General features: G+C 71.4%; 13 protein-coding genes. 9 read left to right on the forward strand and 4 right to left on the reverse strand.

The features are described from left to right. Positions 1 to 2 precede the first annotated feature (2 nt). Complete coding sequence (locus AC069X_RS16015) at positions 3 to 497, forward strand: FAD synthase family protein (RefSeq protein ID WP_478729086.1); 495 nt, start codon at positions 3 to 5, stop codon at positions 495 to 497. Here AC069X_RS16015 and AC069X_RS16020 read toward each other — a convergent pair. Beyond that, the gene (locus AC069X_RS16020) at positions 478 to 1,200 is read right to left on the reverse strand and encodes a CDP-alcohol phosphatidyltransferase family protein (RefSeq protein ID WP_478729088.1); all 723 of its coding nucleotides are present in this window, start codon (positions 1,198 to 1,200) and stop codon (positions 478 to 480) included. The genes AC069X_RS16015 and AC069X_RS16020 overlap by 20 nt on opposite strands. Positions 1,201 to 1,307: 107 nt before the next feature. Next, the gene (glgX, locus tag AC069X_RS16025) at positions 1,308 to 3,512 is read right to left on the reverse strand and encodes a glycogen debranching protein GlgX (protein WP_478729260.1); all 2,205 of its coding nucleotides are present in this window, start codon (positions 3,510 to 3,512) and stop codon (positions 1,308 to 1,310) included. Positions 3,513 to 3,754: 242 nt separating this feature from the next. Here glgX and AC069X_RS16030 point away from each other — a divergent pair, with 242 nt between their 5' ends. The 7 genes from AC069X_RS16030 (at position 3,755) to AC069X_RS16060 (ending at position 12,801) form a co-directional block, all read left to right on the forward strand. Then, positions 3,755 to 4,990 carry a L,D-transpeptidase gene (locus AC069X_RS16030; protein WP_478729262.1) on the forward strand — a complete coding sequence of 412 codons (1,236 nt, stop codon included), beginning with the start codon at positions 3,755 to 3,757 and terminating at the stop codon, positions 4,988 to 4,990. A 165-nt stretch (positions 4,991 to 5,155) separates the two neighbouring features. After that, positions 5,156 to 7,465, forward strand: a complete 2,310-nt coding sequence (locus AC069X_RS16035; protein ID WP_478729090.1) for a choice-of-anchor A family protein — start codon at positions 5,156 to 5,158, stop codon at positions 7,463 to 7,465. A gap of 112 nt (positions 7,466 to 7,577) precedes the next feature. Further along, the gene (locus AC069X_RS16040; RefSeq protein WP_478729092.1) at positions 7,578 to 8,819 is read left to right on the forward strand and encodes a L,D-transpeptidase; all 1,242 of its coding nucleotides are present in this window, start codon (positions 7,578 to 7,580) and stop codon (positions 8,817 to 8,819) included. 84 nt (positions 8,820 to 8,903) lie between these two features. Then, positions 8,904 to 9,671 carry an enoyl-CoA hydratase/isomerase family protein gene (locus AC069X_RS16045; RefSeq protein WP_478729094.1) on the forward strand — a complete coding sequence of 256 codons (768 nt, stop codon included), beginning with the start codon at positions 8,904 to 8,906 and terminating at the stop codon, positions 9,669 to 9,671. Positions 9,672 to 9,796: 125 nt separating this feature from the next. Next, positions 9,797 to 10,405, forward strand: coding sequence for an ATP-binding protein (locus AC069X_RS16050; protein WP_478729095.1), 609 nt, complete (start codon positions 9,797 to 9,799; stop codon positions 10,403 to 10,405). 426 nt (positions 10,406 to 10,831) lie between these two features. Then, complete coding sequence (locus AC069X_RS16055) at positions 10,832 to 11,617, forward strand: polysaccharide deacetylase family protein (RefSeq protein ID WP_478729097.1); 786 nt, start codon at positions 10,832 to 10,834, stop codon at positions 11,615 to 11,617. Next, the gene (locus AC069X_RS16060; protein WP_478729099.1) at positions 11,614 to 12,801 is read left to right on the forward strand and encodes a YncE family protein; all 1,188 of its coding nucleotides are present in this window, start codon (positions 11,614 to 11,616) and stop codon (positions 12,799 to 12,801) included. Before AC069X_RS16055 ends, AC069X_RS16060 begins: the two co-directional genes overlap by 4 nt. Positions 12,802 to 12,881: 80 nt before the next feature. On the opposite strand, the gene AC069X_RS16065 is transcribed toward AC069X_RS16060, so the two are convergent. Further along, positions 12,882 to 14,120 carry a cytochrome P450 gene (locus AC069X_RS16065; RefSeq protein WP_478729101.1) on the reverse strand — a complete coding sequence of 413 codons (1,239 nt, stop codon included), beginning with the start codon at positions 14,118 to 14,120 and terminating at the stop codon, positions 12,882 to 12,884. Further along, entirely contained in the window at positions 14,101 to 14,862 is a 762-nt protein-coding gene (locus AC069X_RS16070; RefSeq protein WP_478729103.1) for a tRNA-dependent cyclodipeptide synthase, read from the reverse strand. The genes AC069X_RS16065 and AC069X_RS16070 overlap by 20 nt, the downstream gene beginning before the upstream one ends. Positions 14,863 to 15,137: 275 nt before the next feature. On the opposite strand from AC069X_RS16070, the gene AC069X_RS16075 reads away from it, so the two are divergent. Next, positions 15,138 to 15,350 carry an EF-hand domain-containing protein gene (locus tag AC069X_RS16075; protein ID WP_478729105.1) on the forward strand — a complete coding sequence of 71 codons (213 nt, stop codon included), beginning with the start codon at positions 15,138 to 15,140 and terminating at the stop codon, positions 15,348 to 15,350. Positions 15,351 to 15,352: the final 2 nt, after the last annotated feature.

Consider the following 15,352-nt stretch of genomic DNA (forward strand, 5'->3'; position numbering starts at 1 on the left):
AAATGACCGACCCTGTGCCGTCCGCGCGCAGACCGTACCGGGTGGGCTACGCCCCGGGCGCCTACGACCTGTTCCACATAGGCCACCTCAACATCCTCCGCCACGCCCGCAGCCGGTGCGACTACCTGGTGGCGGGTGTGGTCTCGGACGAGATGGCCGAACTGGCCAAGGGGCGGCGCCCGATGATCCCGCTGGTCGAGCGGCTGGAGATCGTCCGCAGCGTCAAGTACGTCGACGCCGCCTTCGTGGAGACCGTCCCGGACAAGGTGGAGACCTGGAAGCAGGTCCGCTTCGACGTCATCTTCAAGGGCGACGACTGGCGGGGCACGCCCAAGGGGGACAAGCTGGAACGGGACTTCGCCGCCCACGGGGTCGACGTCGTCTACTTCCCCTACACCGTCCACACCTCCAGCACCCAGCTGCGCCGGGCCCTGGACGCCCTCGCCCAGCCGGCGGGCCCGGCGCTGCCGGAACAGCTCACCGGCGAACGGCGCTGAGCTCCCGGAACCACTTGGCCAGGAACGCCAGCAGGAACAGGACGGCGACCGCGCCCAGGCCCGCGTACGCCCAGCGGAACAGCGCCCCGCCCCCCAGCAGCAGGAACACCAGGCAGAACACCCCGTAGTCCACGGGCAGCAGGGCCACCGCGCGCAGCGTCGACGGCGCGGCGGCCGGGCTGCCCGGGGCCGGCTTCGGCTTCAGCTTCTCCGTCAGCAGCCCGCCGAAGAAGGTGACGACCGCGGCGAACTGGAAGACCAGCGGCACCAGCAGCCAGCCCTGCGAGCCGGTCCCGTAGGCCTCGGGGAAGCGGTGGAAGGCGATGAGCACGCAGGAGTGCAGCGCGGTCAGCTTGGCGGCGTCCACCACGTGGTCGAGCCACTCGCCCGCCGCGCTCCCGCCGCCGCGCAGCCGGGCCAGCTGGCCGTCGGCCGAGTCGAAGGCGAAGCCGGCCGCGAGCGCCGCCCAGACGGCCACGCCGAGCCCCCAGGAGGGCGCGGCCAGGGCGACCGCCGCGACCGCCGCGAAGCTGAAGGCGGCACTGACCAGCGTCACCTGATTGGGAGTCAGCCCCACGGCGTAGGAGCCGGCGGCCAGGTACCGGCCGACGGGCCGGTTGACGAACCGCGAGTAGAGCGACACCCCCTTGGCGGACTTCTGCGCCCCCCGCAGTTCCCGGAGCGCGGTCCCTGCCTTCCCCATGCGTGCCCCTGTTCATGTGTTCATGTGTTCGCGTGTTCACGAGAAGGGCACATCATCGCAGGGGGAACGAAAGCTTCCGCTCCGGATCGGTCAACTCACGGCAGCGGTCAGGCCACCACCCGCAACAGCAGCACCGAACGGGCCGGTACCGACAGCGCCTCCCCGCCCCGGTGACGCGTCCCCGGCGGGGCCGCCTGCGACTCCCGTGAAGTGTCCAGCACCAGCTCGTACGCCGCCGCCCACGGCGCGTCCGGCAGGACCCACTCCACCGGCCGCTCCCCGGCGTGCAGCAGCGCCAGGAAGCTGTCGTCCGTCACCTGCCGGCCCCGCTCGTCCCGGCCCGGGATGTCCCGGCCCGACAGGTACAGCCCCACCGCCGCGGCCGGCGCGTACCAGTCCCGCTCCGTCATCTCCGCCCCCGCCGGCGTGAACCAGGCCAGGTCCCGCAGCCCGTCCGCGCCCTGCGCCCGCCCGGAGAAGAACGCCCGCCGGCGCAGCACCGGATGGGCCTGGCGCAGCGCGATCAGCCGCCGGGACAGCGCGAACAGCTCGCGCCACGCCGGGTCCTCCAGCAGCGACCAGTCCACCCACCCCGTCTCGTTGTCCTGGCAGTACGCGTTGTTGTTGCCGCCCTGCGTGCGCCCGAACTCGTCGCCCGCCACCAGCATCGGCACCCCCGTCGACAGCAGCAGCGTCGTCAGCAGGTTGCGCAGCTGCCGCCGCCGCAGGGCCCCGATCCGCGCGTCCGCGCTCTCGCCCTCGGCCCCGCAGTTCCAGGACCGGTTGTCGTTGGTGCCGTCCCGGTTCGCCTCCCCGTTGGCCTCGTTGTGCTTGCGCTCGTAACTGACCAGGTCCCGCAGGGTGAACCCGTCGTGGGCGGTCACGAAGTTCACCGACGCGTACGGGCGCCGCCCGCCCCACGCGTACAGGTCGCTCGACCCCGACAGCCGGTACCCGAGGTCCCGTACGTCGGGCAGCGCGCCCCGCCAGAAGTCCCGTACGGCGTCCCGGTACCGGTCGTTCCACTCCGTCCACAGCGGGGGGAACGCCCCCACCTGGTAGCCGCCCGAGCCCACGTCCCACGGCTCCGCGATCAGCTTGACCCGCCGCAGCACCGGGTCCTGGGCAATCACCGCGAGGAACGGCGACAGCATGTCCACGTCGTGCATCGAGCGGGCCAGCGCCGCCGCCAGGTCGAAGCGGAAGCCGTCCACCCCCATCTCCGTGACCCAGTACCGCAGCGAGTCGGTGATCAGGCGCAGCACGTGCGGCCGCCCGGCGTGCAGGGTGTTCCCGCAGCCCGTGTAGTCGGCGTAGCGGCGCTGGTCGGACTGGAGCCGGTAGTAGCCGCGGTTGTCGACCCCGCGCAGCGACAGGGTCGGGCCCAGCTCGCCGGCCTCCGCCGTGTGGTTGTAGACCACGTCGAGGATGACCTCGATCCCCGCCGCGTGCAGGGACCGCACCATCCGCTTGAACTCGCCCACCTGCTGCCCGGCCGTCCCGCTCGCCGAGTAGCCGGCGTGCGGGGCGAAGTAGCCCACCGAGTTGTAGCCCCAGTAGTTGCGCAGCCCCCGTCGCAGCAGGTGGTCCTCGTGCGCGAACTGGTGCACCGGCAGCAGTTCCACCGCCGTCACGCCCAGCGACTTCAGGTGCTCCACCGCCGCCGGATGGGCCAGCCCCGCGTACGTGCCGCGCAGCTCCTCCGGAACACCCGGATGGCGCATCGTGAACCCGCGCACGTGCAGTTCGTAGATCACCGTATCGGCCCAGGGGGTCTTCGGCCGGACGTCGTCCGACCAGTCGTCGTCATCGTGGACGACCACCCCCTTCGGGACGAACGGGGCCGAGTCCCGGTCGTCGCGCACGGTGTCCGCGATGTACTGCTGGGGCCAGTCCCGGACGTGCCCGTACACCTCCGGCGGCAGCGAGAAGTCCCCGTCCACCGCCCGGGCGTAAGGGTCCAGCAGCAGCTTCGCCGGGTTGTACCGGGCCCCCGTCCAGGGGTCCCAGCGCCCGTGCACCCGGAAGCCGTACCGCTGCCCCGGCCTCACACCGGGTACGAAGCCGTGCCAGATCTCGTGCGTCAGCTCGGTCAGGGTGCAGCGGGTCTCCGCCCCGAGCGCGTCGAACAGGCACAGCTCCACCGCCTCCGCGCCCTGGGCCCAGAGCGCGAAGTTGGTCCCCTCCACCCCGGCCGGCCCGGCGTGGTAACGGGCCCCCAGCGGGTGCGAGGAGCCCGGCCACACCGGCGGCGGCGGGTGCGCGGCCGCCCGTAACACCTTGGCCTGGACCCGCTCCCGTACGGCGTCCATCCCCTCGACGGCCCTGCCGGCATCGCTGCCGGCGGCATCCACCGCCTCTTGCTCGGCTGCGCTCGACACTGCCCGCCTCCACGGCTCCTGGTACCGGCGGGGAGGAGTGCGGCCCGGCGTCCCGGCCGGGCCCGCCCCGTCTGGTCCTTCCCACTGTTCTGCCCGGACTGTTCTGCCCGGAACGTGCCCGGCCCTCACGTTTCCCCCGGAGGGCCCCGGTCGTTGGACGGAGCGTGACTCTTCTGACGAGGCGGGCAGGGGCGGGCTTGGCCGCCGTGGCGGCGTGGGCGGGCCTGCTGGGCGGGCTGACCGGCTGCACCGGGGACGGCGGATCCCCGGTCGAGATCCAGCTGCCCGGCAAACCCCGCTCCCCGGACCAGGCCATCCGGGTCACCCCCGAGGACAACGCCAAGGGCGTGCCGGCCGAGGGGCCGCTGCGGGTGAACGTCCCCGAGGGCCGCCTCGAACGCGTCAGGGTCACCAAGGTCGAGGACGCCCAGGAGGAGGAGGTCCCGGGCGAGATCGCCGCCGACGGCCTCAGCTGGAGCCCCGACCCCGACGCCGGCCGGCTCTCGCTCGCCGCCAAGTACACCGTCGACGCGGTCGCCCTCGACGGGCACAACCGGCGCCAGGCCCGCCACACCACCTTCACCACCTACGTCCCCGAGGAGCGGTTCATCGGCTACTTCAAGCCCGAGAACCGCTCCACCGTCGGCACCGGCATGATCGTCTCCTTCAACTTCAACCGCTCCATCAAGCAGCGCGCCGACGTGGAGCGGGCCATCACCGTCACCTCCCAGCCCCCCGTGGAGGTCGTCGGCCACTGGTTCGGCTCCGAACGCCTCGACTTCCGGCCCAAGGCCTACTGGAAGGCCGGCACCGAGGTCACCGTGAAGATGAAGCTGCGCGACATCGAGGGTGCGCCCGGCTCGTACGGCATCCAGGACAAGACCATCCGCTTCACCGTCGGCCGTTCCCAGGTGTCCACCGTCGACGCGGAGGCGCACACCATGGAGGTCCGCCGGGACGGCGAGCTGCTCTCCACCATCCCCATCACCGCCGGCGCGCCGAAGAACACCACGTACAACGGCAAGATGGTGGTGACGGAGATGTTCGACGTGACCCGGATGAACGGCGCCACCGTCGGCTTCACCAGCGAGGACGGCAAGGGCGAGTACGACATCCCGGACGTCCCGCACGCCATGCGGCTCACCGCCTCCGGCACCTTCCTGCACGGCAACTACTGGGCCGCCCCCGACACCTTCGGCAGCACCAACACCAGCCACGGCTGCATCGGCCTGCGCGACGACAAGGGCGGCGGCTCGGACACCCCGGCCGGCTGGTTCTTCGACCGGACGCTGGTCGGGGACGTGGTGGAGGTCGTGAACTCGCAGGACAAGACCGTCGCCCCGAACAACGGACTCGGCGGCTGGAACATGTCCTGGGCCGACTGGGTGGCGGGCTCCGCCATCGGCTGACACGTCCCGGACCTCCCCGCATCCCGGAGAAGCGCTGCAATCGAGTGATTGTCGGACCGGAATGCCGTACGCGCCGAGTGTCTTCCGTCCGCCGCGCCGGAGCCCGCCCGCAGCCTGTCAGGGCCATCGGCGCGGGCAGGTGGCCGAGACAGCGGACGGAGTGTCATGTCAGCAAGGAAATGGACCCTCGGGCTGGCCGTGGGCGTCGTACTCGCCGCGGGGTCCCCCACGGCCCTCGCGGCGGGTCCCGGCAGCGAACCGCCCACCACGGCGCGCACCCTGAGGGCCCCGCTGCCCGGCGGCCTCGGGCCCTGCATCCCCGGCGTCCTCCCCGGCGAGGGCTGCCCGTCGTCATGGCCGGATCCCAACAACAGGCCGTTCACCGGCAGGGACGCGAACATCAACGTCTTCGTCGGCGGGGACATGCTGGTGCGCCGGGGCGCCGCCGAGGCCGAGGGGAAGGTCGTCGTCCTCGGCGACTTCGACATGAACAAGTCCGCCGGAGGCCTGGTCTACAACGTGGGCATCGCCGGAGTCGGCTCCCGCGTCCCCCCGCCCACCGGCTCGGACTTCCTGACCACCGGCGGGGACGTCACGGTGGCCCCCCGCCAGACCCTCCTCGCCGACGGCGGCGTCGTCCGCTACGGGGGCACCCTCACCGGCAACGTGACCGGCACCCGCACCGCCGACCCCAACGCCGCCGACGCCTACACCCGCCTGCGCGGCGCGCTCACCACGGCCAGCACCTGCTACGCGCTGCCGGAGGGCGTCCCGCGCACGCCGACGGGCCGGGCCGTCTGGAGCGCCCAGGAGACCGTCTTCACCGGCGACGGGACCTCGCCGGTCCAGGTCTTCAACGTGGACTTCGACCTCGCCGGCCCGGCGGGCGCACAGCAGACGATCCGCTTCGCGGGGATCCCGGCCAACGCCACCGTCCTGGTCAACGTCACCGGGGAGAACCCCGCGCTGCGCGTCAACAACGCCCTGCTGCCCGAGGGACTGCGCGAGCGGCTGCTGTGGAACTTCCCCAACGCCGAGACGGCCACCATCGCCGGCTCGGCGCAGCTCGGCGGCAGCGTCCTGATCGGGCCGCAGACGTCGGTGGCCGACGTCTCCGTGATCGGCATGAACGGCCGCTTCTTCACCGCCGGCAGCGTCACCCACACCAGTCCGACGGAGACCACCGGCCTGGGCGCGGAGTTCCACGCCTACCCCTTCAACGGGGACCTGCCCGACTGCGCGCCCGTCCCGCCCGCCAGGGGCTCGGTGTCCGTCCTCAAGCAGGACGAGAACGGCCGGGCGCTGCCCGGGGCGCAGTTCGAGCTGTGGAAGGAGACCAACGGCCGGGACGGCCTCCAGTACGAGGGCACGGGCGAGCTCGACACCAAGGTCGCCGACTGCACCACCGGTGCGGACGGGATCTGCGCGCGCGAGCAGGAGCTCGGCACCTACTACTGGCGCGAGACGGCCCCGCCCACCGGCTACGAGCCGCCCGCCCAGCCCGTCCACGAGCTGGTCCTGACGGCCGAGAACGCCTCCGCCGGGGTGCGCTGGGCCGCCGTGAACCGCAGGACCCCGGAGCCGCCGGACGGCAGCGCCCGGGTCGTGCTGCGGAAGGTCGACAAGGACACCGGTGACCCGCTGCCCGGGGCCCGCTTCGAGCTGTGGCGCGAGAGCAACGACACCGCCGGCCTCCAGACCCGCGACAACCCCGACACCAGGCTCGACGGCCTCTGCGTGACCGACGCGCGGGGCTCCTGCACGGTCGAGCTGCCGGTCGGGCAGCGCTACTACTGGCGGGAGGTCGGCCTGCCGGCGGGCTACGAGCGCCCCGGGGACCCGGTCACCGCCTTCGAGCTGGAACAGGGTGACACCGAGGAGCTCGTCGTCGTCACGGTCCCGAACAAGAAGGAGGACGAGGACCGGACCGGCACCATCAAGGTGCTGAAGAAGGACGCCAGGACGAAGCGTCCGCTGCGGGGGGCGGAGTTCGAGCTCTGGCGGGAGACCGGCCGCGAGGCGGGCCTCCAGCGGGCCGGCGACAACGCCGACGTGCGGGTCGGGGACGAGTGCACCACCGGCCGTGACGGCGTCTGCGCCTTCGACGGGCTGGCGGACGGCCGGTACTACGTGGTCGAGGTGGACGTGCCCGACGGCTACGTCCTGCCGCGCGACCCGGTGACCGGCCCGCTGACGCTGGACGGGCGGACCCCGGGCCACCGGATCTCCGTCACCCTGCTGAACAAGCGCGCGCACGACGGCCAGGGCTGCAAGTGCAAGGACGACCACGGCAAGCCCGACCACGGCAAGCCCGACCACGGCCGCCCCGACCACGAGGGTCCCGGCCACGACGGACCGGACCACGAGGGACCCGACCACGAGGGACCGGACCACGGCAAGCCCGACCACGGCCGTCCCGACGGCCCCGCCTGGAACCCGGGCGACTGGCCCCTGGGCGGTGACCGGAAGGCCTGACGCTCCCTCCGCCCCGGCAGTTGGGACGGAACGGTGACACGACTGTGCCTATTCGTAGTCTCCCCGTGTGATTTCCTGGCGACATGCGCGCGACTGCCCGCGCGCGGGGGACATGGGGAGAACACGAGTGAACCTGCAGCCGATACGCGGCCGCGTCCGCACCGGCCTGCCGGCCGTTCTGCTGGGGGCGGCCCTGCTGCTGACCAGCGCGTGCAGCGGCGGCGGCAACAGCGGGGGCAGCGGCGGGGACAACGGCAAGGCCGATGGTACGGCGAAGACCGGCACCGAGGCGTCCAAGGCCGTGGTCAGCGTCAAGCCGGACGACGGGTCCAAGGAGGTCGCCACCAGCGGTGTCCTGAAGATCACCAGCAGCGGGGGCAAGCTGACCACCGTCACGGTGTCCGACACCAAGGGCAACGCGGTGGAGGGCAAGCTCGCCGCCGACGGCGCGACCTGGGAGCCCGCCCGCCACCTGGCCGCCGCCACCGAGTACAAGGTGCACGCGGTCGCCAAGGACGCGGCCGGCCGGGAGTCCGCGAAGGACACCACCTTCACGACCCTGACCCCGCAGAACACCTTCGTGGGCCACTACACCCCCGAGGACGGTTCGACCGTCGGCGTGGGCATGCCGGTCTCCATCAACTTCACCCGCGGCATCACCAACACCGACGCCGTCGAGAAGGCCATCACCGTCACCGCCGAGCCGTCCGTGCCGATCGAGGGCCACTGGTTCGGCAACGACCGCCTCGACTTCCGTCCCGAGAAGTACTGGGCCGCGGGCACCAAGGTCACCGTGAAGCTCGCCCTCGACGGCGTCGAGGGCCGCCCGGGCGTCTACGGCAAGCAGACCCGTACCGTCACCTTCACCGTCGGCCGCTCGCAGGTCACCACGGTCGACGCGACCTCCAAGAAGATGGAGGTCGTCCGCGACGGCCAGGTCCTCAAGACCATTCCGATCACCGCGGGCGCCCCGGCGACGACCACGTACAACGGCCAGATGGTCATCAGCGAGAAGTACAAGGTGACCCGGATGAACGGCGCCACCGTCGGATTCGGCGGCGAGTACGACATCTCGGACGTCCCGCACGCGATGCGGCTCTCGACCTCCGGCACCTTCGTCCACGGCAACTACTGGGCCTCCTCCAGCACCTTCGGCAACGAGAACGTCAGCCACGGCTGCGTCGGCCTGGAGGACGAGCGCGGCGCCGGTGACCCCAACACCCCGGCCGCGTGGTTCTACAACGAGTCGCTGATCGGCGACGTGGTCGTCGTGAAGAACTCCAAGGACAAGCAGATCGCCCCGGACAACGGCCTCAACGGCTGGAACATGGACTGGGCGGAGTGGATCAAGTAGTCCACCGCGCAGGAGCGGAGTGGCCCGGTGCTGTGACCCACAGCACCGGGCCACTCCGCGTTAACCGCGGCTAACCTTCCCCGTATGACCATCTCTCTCGAAGTCTCCGAAGGCGTCGGCACCATCCTGCTGGACCGCCCGCCCATGAACGCCCTGGACATCGCCACCCAGGACCGGCTGCGCGAGCTCGCGGCGGAGGCAACCGACCGCGCCGACGTGCGCACGGTCGTCCTCTACGGCGGCGAGAAGGTGTTCGCGGCCGGCGCGGACATCAAGGAGATGCAGAACATGGACCACGCGGCCATGGTCGCCCGGTCCCGCGCCCTCCAGGACGCCTTCACGGCCGTCGCCCGGATCCCCAAGCCGGTCGTCGCCGCCATCACCGGCTACGCCCTCGGCGGCGGCTGCGAGCTGGCCCTGTGCGCCGACTACCGCATCGCCGCCGACAACGCGAAGCTCGGCCAGCCCGAGATCCTCCTCGGCCTGATCCCGGGCGCGGGCGGGACCCAGCGGCTCTCCCGGCTCGTCGGCCCCTCCAAGGCCAAGGACCTGATCTTCACCGGCCGCATGGTCAAGGCCGAGGAGGCCCTCGCCCTCGGCCTGGTGGACCGGGTCGTGCCCGCCGCCGAGGTGTACGAGCAGGCGCACGCCTGGGCCGCGAAGCTCGCCCAGGGCCCGGCGATCGCGCTGCGCGCCGCGAAGGAGTGCGTGGACGCCGGTCTGGAGGCGGACATCGACACCGGCCTCACCATCGAACGCAACTGGTTCGCGGGCCTGTTCGCCACCGAGGACCGCGAGCGCGGGATGCGGAGCTTCGTCGAAGAGGGCCCGGGGAAGGCCAAGTTCGTCTGAGTGACCCCCTGAGGGTGGATTAGCCAGGCCTTAAGGCAACCTTAAGGAGAAACGGTGATCCACTGACGGTGATCGCCGGGCAGCGGAACGTCACCCCAGGTCAGCCTGGCCCATGCGGCCCTCGGTTGCCTTTCGCATATGCCGGAACGCCCCCTCGGAATCCATGGTTCCGGGGGGTGTATTCCTGCGGAACGGCCCGGACGGGCGCGCCGGCCGTCCATGATGGGTGCATGGCGGGCCTGGAGGGTGTGGAACAGCCGCGGCAGCGCAGCAGCGCTTCGGCCGTACGGCTCACGGCGGCGGTCGAGGACGAACAGGGTCTCAGGGCGCTGGAGTTGTACGGGAACCCGGCGGAGGCGGAAGTGACGCTGCCGTCCATGCCGGAGTCCGCGAGCACGGCCCGCAGGCTCACCCAGAGCGTGGTCATCCGCTTCTGGGGGCTGTCGCCGCAGATCTCCGAGCACGCGGTCCTGCTGGTGTCGGAACTCGTCGGCAACGCAGTGCGCCACACCGGGGCCCGCTCCTTCGGCTTACGGATGCTGCGCCGGCGCGGCTGGATCCGGGTGGAGGTGCGCGACCCCTCGCGCGGGCTGCCGTGCCTGATGCCGGTCCACGAGCTGGACACCACCGGCCGGGGGCTGTTCCTCGTCGACAAGCTGTCCGACCGCTGGGGCGCCGACCTGCTGCCGCGCGGCAAGATCACCTGGTTCGAGATGCGGGTCGCCGACCGCTAGGGGGTGTGCGTGAGCGGGCACGTGTGCGGGTGCGGGCGTGCGGCAGGGCCCCTGAACGCCAGAAACCCCCTATCGCCGAGGTGGGGCGCTGCGGGGGTTTCGTGGGGCGCCGAGGATCGATGGGGTGTGTGATCCTCGGCGGTCGGACTTCGCTCGGGTCAAAGGGAAGCCGTGGTTCCGACTATGACAGACGAGGGCCCGAACGCCAAAAGTCCCTACTCGGACATAAGTGTGCATATCCCAAGAGTTTCCACCTAAATCCTAGGTGAGGTGGGCCACTCACCTCACATTCGATGAATAACTATCGACCGCTCCGTGTAAATCGTTGATCACATAGCGGACACCTTGCCGTGCGGGGCACCCCGACGAAAGTCCCGAATTGGGTCAATCATTACCGTCGGGGGCATCCGGCCCTTAAATGGGCAGGTGCTCTCCTACCCAGACCGCCGTACGGCCCTGCGCGCCACGGCGGCGGCCGCCGCCGGCGCCCTCACCGCGGCCTGCGGGCCGGGCTCCGGCCCGGCGGCCCCGGGACCCGTCAGGCCCGCCCCGGCCAGACCCGCCCGGCCGGCCGCACCGGCGGCCGCGGCACCCCGCCGCTTCCCCGGGCAGCCCGTCGAGATCGCCCACGGCCCCCGCGACCGGCCCCGGGTCGCGCTCACCTTCCACGGCAACGGCGAGCCCGCCCTCGCCCGGGCCGTACTCACCGCGGCGGAGAAGGCCGGCGCGCGGGTCACCGTACTGGCCATCGGCAGCTGGCTCGACGAGCACCCCGCCATGGCCCGGCGGATCCTCGACGGCGGCCACGAACTGGGCAACCACACCCAGCGCCACCTCGCGATCAACGGCATGTCCGAGGCGGAGGCCCACGCCGAGATCACCGGCTGCGCCGAGCGCCTCAAGCGCCTCACCGGCTCGATCGGCACCTGGTTCCGGCCCTCGCAGACCCAGCACGCCACCCCCCTCGTCCGGCGGCTCGCCCAGCGGGCGGGCTACCCGCACGTCCTCTCGTACGACGTGGACTCCCTCGACTTCACCTCGCCCGGCGCGGCGGCCGTCATCCGCACCGTCACCGGGACGATCCAGCGCGGATCGGTGGTGAGCCTGCACTTCGGCTACGCGGACACGGTCGACGCGATGCCGCCCCTCCTCGAAGAACTCGCGCGCCGCGAACTGCGCGCGGTGACCACCACGGAGCTGCTGACCTCATGAAGACCACCCGCCTTCCCCGGAAGGCCACCGTGCTCCTGGCCGGTCTGGTCCTCGCCGCCCTGGCCGGCTGCGGATCGGCGGACAAGGCGCCCGCCGAGGCGCTCGGCTCCAAGGGCCCGGCCAAGCCCGGCAAGGCCGTCCCTCCCGCGCCGCAGGGCCTGCCCGGCATGCCCCCGCTGCTCGACCCGAACGACGTGTACGCCGCCGACCGGCCGAACAGACTGGCCCCTGCGGTCAAGGACTTCCCGTCCCGCGTCTACGTGCCGAACACCAACTCCAACACGGTCTCCGTCATCGACCCGGCCACGTACAAGGTCATCGACACCATCCCGGTCGGCGTCCAGCCCCAGCACGTGGTGCCCTCCTGGGACATGAAGACCCTGTGGGTCAACAACAACCGCGGCCACACGCTCACCCCCATCAACCCCGCCACCGGCGAGGCCGGCAAGCCCGTCGAGGTGCACGACCCGTACAACCTGTACTTCACGCCCAACGGCAAGTACGCGGTGGTGATGGCCTCCATGGACCGCGAACTGGTCTTCCGGGACCCGCACACCATGGACCGGGTGAAGACCGTCCCCGTCACCTGCTTCGGGGTCAACCACGCCGACTTCTCCGCGGACGGCCGCTACTTCATCGTCTCCTGCGAGTTCTCCGGCGAGCTCCTCAAGGTCGACACCGAGAAGATGGAGGTCATCGGCCAGCAGAAGCTGCCCTTCGAGGGGGCGATGCCGCAGGACGTGAAGATCTCCCCGGACGGCAAGACCTTCTACGTCGCGGACATGATGGCGCACGGCATGTGGGTGCTCAGCGGGGACAAGTTCGACGTCCCCAAGCTGCTGCCCACCGGCAAGGGCTGCCACGGCCTCTACGTCAGCCGCGACTCCCGCGAGATGTACGTCTCCAACCGGGGCGAGGGCACCGTCTCGGTCTTCGACTTCAAGGAGAAGCGGCTCACCAAGAAGTGGGAGCTGCCCGACGGCGGCAGCCCCGACATGGGCGGGGTCTCGGCCGACGGCAAGGTGCTCTGGCTCTCCGGCCGCTACAACTCCGAGGTGTACGCGATCGACACCGTCACCGGCAAGCAGCTCGCCCGGATCCCGGTCGGCGGCGGCCCCCACGGCCTCGCCGTCTACCCGCAGCCCGGCCGCTACTCGCTCGGCCACACCGGCATCTTCCGCTAGGGAGTCCGCCGCCCCGGTCGGGAACGCGACGGTGCCCCGGGAGCTCGCACAGCTCCCGGGACACCGTGTCCGTGAGGCCGCTACCAGGCGACCGGCAGCCGGTCGGGCAGCCGCTTGATGAAGCCCGTGCGCCATACGAGGTTCTCCGCGGGCACCGCGAGGCGCAGCCCCGGAAGCCGCTCGACCAGCACCTCCAGCGCGATCTCCGCGTGCGCCCGGGCCAGCGCCGACGCCGGGCAGAAGTGCCGTCCGGCGCCGAACGCGAGGTGGGCGGCGGCAGGCGACCGCTCCAGGTCCAGCTCCTCCGGACGCTCGAAGGCCTCCGGGTCGAAATTGGCCCCCTCCAGCAGGACGAGCACCAGCTCGCCCTCCTTGACCAGCACCTCCCCGACCCGGACGTCCGCCAGGGCGATGCGCGGCAGCCCGTCCCCGACGGACAGGTTCCACCGCAGCAGTTCCTCGACCGCCGTGCCGATGCGCTCCGGACGTCCGCGCAGCCGCCCGATCAGCTCGGGCCGCTGGAGCAGCGCGAGGACCGCGAGGACGAGGAAGGCGGAGGTGGAGACCGCGCCCGCGCCGAAGAGGGAGACGGCGACGGTCGCGAACATCTCGTCCGTCAGGTGCGCCGAGTCCGGGTCGGACTCCCGCAGGCCGGCGAAGGTGCCGAGGAGCCCCGTACGCTCCTCGGCGGGCAGCCCGAGCTGGGCCACCAGCCGGCCGGCGAAGTAGCCGACGTCCTTGTACCAGTTGAGCGCGGAGTCGGCGAACGGCTCGCGCGCGGTCATGAACGCGACGTCCAGCCCCGCCATCAGCCGCCGCCAGTCCTCGAACGGCACCCCCAGCACCTCGCAGTGCAGGAACGCCGAGTAGGGGTCGGCGAAGCCGGCCCGGAGGTCCGCCGGACCCCCTTCGGCGGCCATCGCGTCCAGGAGCTCCCCGGCCCGGGCGCGCAGCGCCTCGCGCAGGCCCGGGCGGCGGGGGTTGAGCGCCTTCATCACCGCACTGCGCAGACCGGCGCTGTTGATGCTCCCCATGTTGTCGACGACCTCGGGCGGGATCGTCAGCGCGTACTGGCGCGGCACCCCGGCGCGCGCGGTGTCCTTGAGGCTGAAGCGCTCGTCCTCCAGCACCTGCCTGGCCAGCGCGTGGCTGCTCACCAGCCAGGCCGGGTCCCCGGTGAGGGTGCGGACCCGGGCCACGGGGGCCTTCTCGCGCAGCCGGGCGCACTCTTCCGGCAGCACGTCACCGCGCCGCGAGAGCGGGAAGTCGAGGAGCGGACGCTCCCGGGCCCCGTGGTCCTCAAGCCGCCCGGCGCTCATCGGCGGCCCCTCCTTCCGCGGCTGCCGGGGCGTCCGTGCCGCCGGAGACGGCGGGCTCGGGGCGCACGACGGCGTACGCCTGGTTGCGGGTGGCGCGCAGGCCCCCGCCCCGGGCGAAGAGGACGTCGGTCATCGGCATCCTCACGTGGTAGGCCGCCACCGAGGACGGCACGTCGAGAATGCTGGGAGTGTCGATGAAGAAGGGGAGCTCGGCTGCCAGGTAGTCGAAACACACCTGCAACTGGGAGTCCGTCATGGATTCGCCCTCGGGCAGTTTCGAACCGACGAAATGAAGGGCCATTTCCTCGCATCCCTTCCGGAATGCGTCATCGGTCTCCAGGAAATGCAGTACGCGCCGGTGCAGTAGCTGGTAGACGGGGTTCGCCTGGAACTCCGAAAGTGCCCTCACCCGAATCTCGGCGTGCCGGTACCCCGATTCCCCGACGCCTTTGATGATCCGTCTGCGTACCGCCTTGATCTCCTTCGACGCGCGCTTGTGCGCGTGCTCCGGGGTGTATCCGAAGGCGGCGAACATCCGGTCCACGTGGAGGTCCGCGTACACGAAGTCGACCTGCGCGAAGCGGGTCGTGGCCCACCGGGCGAGACTGGACACGCGCTCGGCGCTGAAGTAGCCGTTGCCGGGGCTCACGCCGATGAGCACGTGGTCGCCGTCTTCCCAGATATGACGGCAGGTGCGGGTGAAGGGCAGAACCTCGAATGAAGCGTCAGCTGTGATCGTCACCTTTGATCGCCCTTGTTGCCGCATGTCCCTGGGAGCCCTGCGCTCCTGGTGTGGCGGCAATGCCGTACGTTATGCCGTGATCCCGGAGCGTGACAAGTGCTCGGCGGATTTGTTGGCTGGAATTGTTGCTTCCGCCTGCTGGGCGAGCTGTTCCGGCGGCTTACGGGCCGGTAATTGAATATCTATCTGCCGCCCGAACGGGACCCGCGGCGCCCCTGCGGCGCCGGGGCCGTTACCCTGAGCCGGTCAACAAGCACCGAGAAGGGGTGGACCCAGTGGCCGACATCGAGAACGCACGGGCGACGTTCGACCAGTTCGACGGGAACGGTGACGGATTCGTCACGGCCGACGAGTACAGCGCCGCCATGAAGGCGATGGGTGACCACTACGTCACCGCCGCGATCGCGGACTCCCTGATCGCCGCCAGGGACAGCGACGGCGACAAGCTGATGAGCTTCGACGAGTTCTGGGCCTCCCTGAACAAGTAGGC

The organism is Streptomyces sp. NPDC043896, assembly GCF_056435605.1.

Excerpts from the sequence above, each read along its gene's own strand:
- AC069X_RS16060 (WP_478729099.1), top strand. The coding sequence starts at position 11,614 with ATGAAGACCACCCGCCTTCCCCGGAAGGCCACCGTGCTCCTGGCCGGT.
- AC069X_RS16015 (WP_478729086.1), top strand. The coding sequence starts at position 3 with ATGACCGACCCTGTGCCGTCCGCGCGCAGACCGTACCGGGTGGGCTAC.
- AC069X_RS16020 (WP_478729088.1), bottom strand. The coding sequence starts at position 1,200 with ATGGGGAAGGCAGGGACCGCGCTCCGGGAACTGCGGGGGGCGCAGAAG.
- AC069X_RS16040 (WP_478729092.1), top strand. The coding sequence starts at position 7,578 with ATGGGGAGAACACGAGTGAACCTGCAGCCGATACGCGGCCGCGTCCGC.
- glgX (WP_478729260.1), bottom strand. The coding sequence starts at position 3,512 with ATGGACGCCGTACGGGAGCGGGTCCAGGCCAAGGTGTTACGGGCGGCC.
- AC069X_RS16045 (WP_478729094.1), top strand. The coding sequence starts at position 8,904 with ATGACCATCTCTCTCGAAGTCTCCGAAGGCGTCGGCACCATCCTGCTG.
- AC069X_RS16065 (WP_478729101.1), bottom strand. The coding sequence starts at position 14,120 with ATGAGCGCCGGGCGGCTTGAGGACCACGGGGCCCGGGAGCGTCCGCTC.
- AC069X_RS16035 (WP_478729090.1), top strand. The coding sequence starts at position 5,156 with ATGTCAGCAAGGAAATGGACCCTCGGGCTGGCCGTGGGCGTCGTACTC.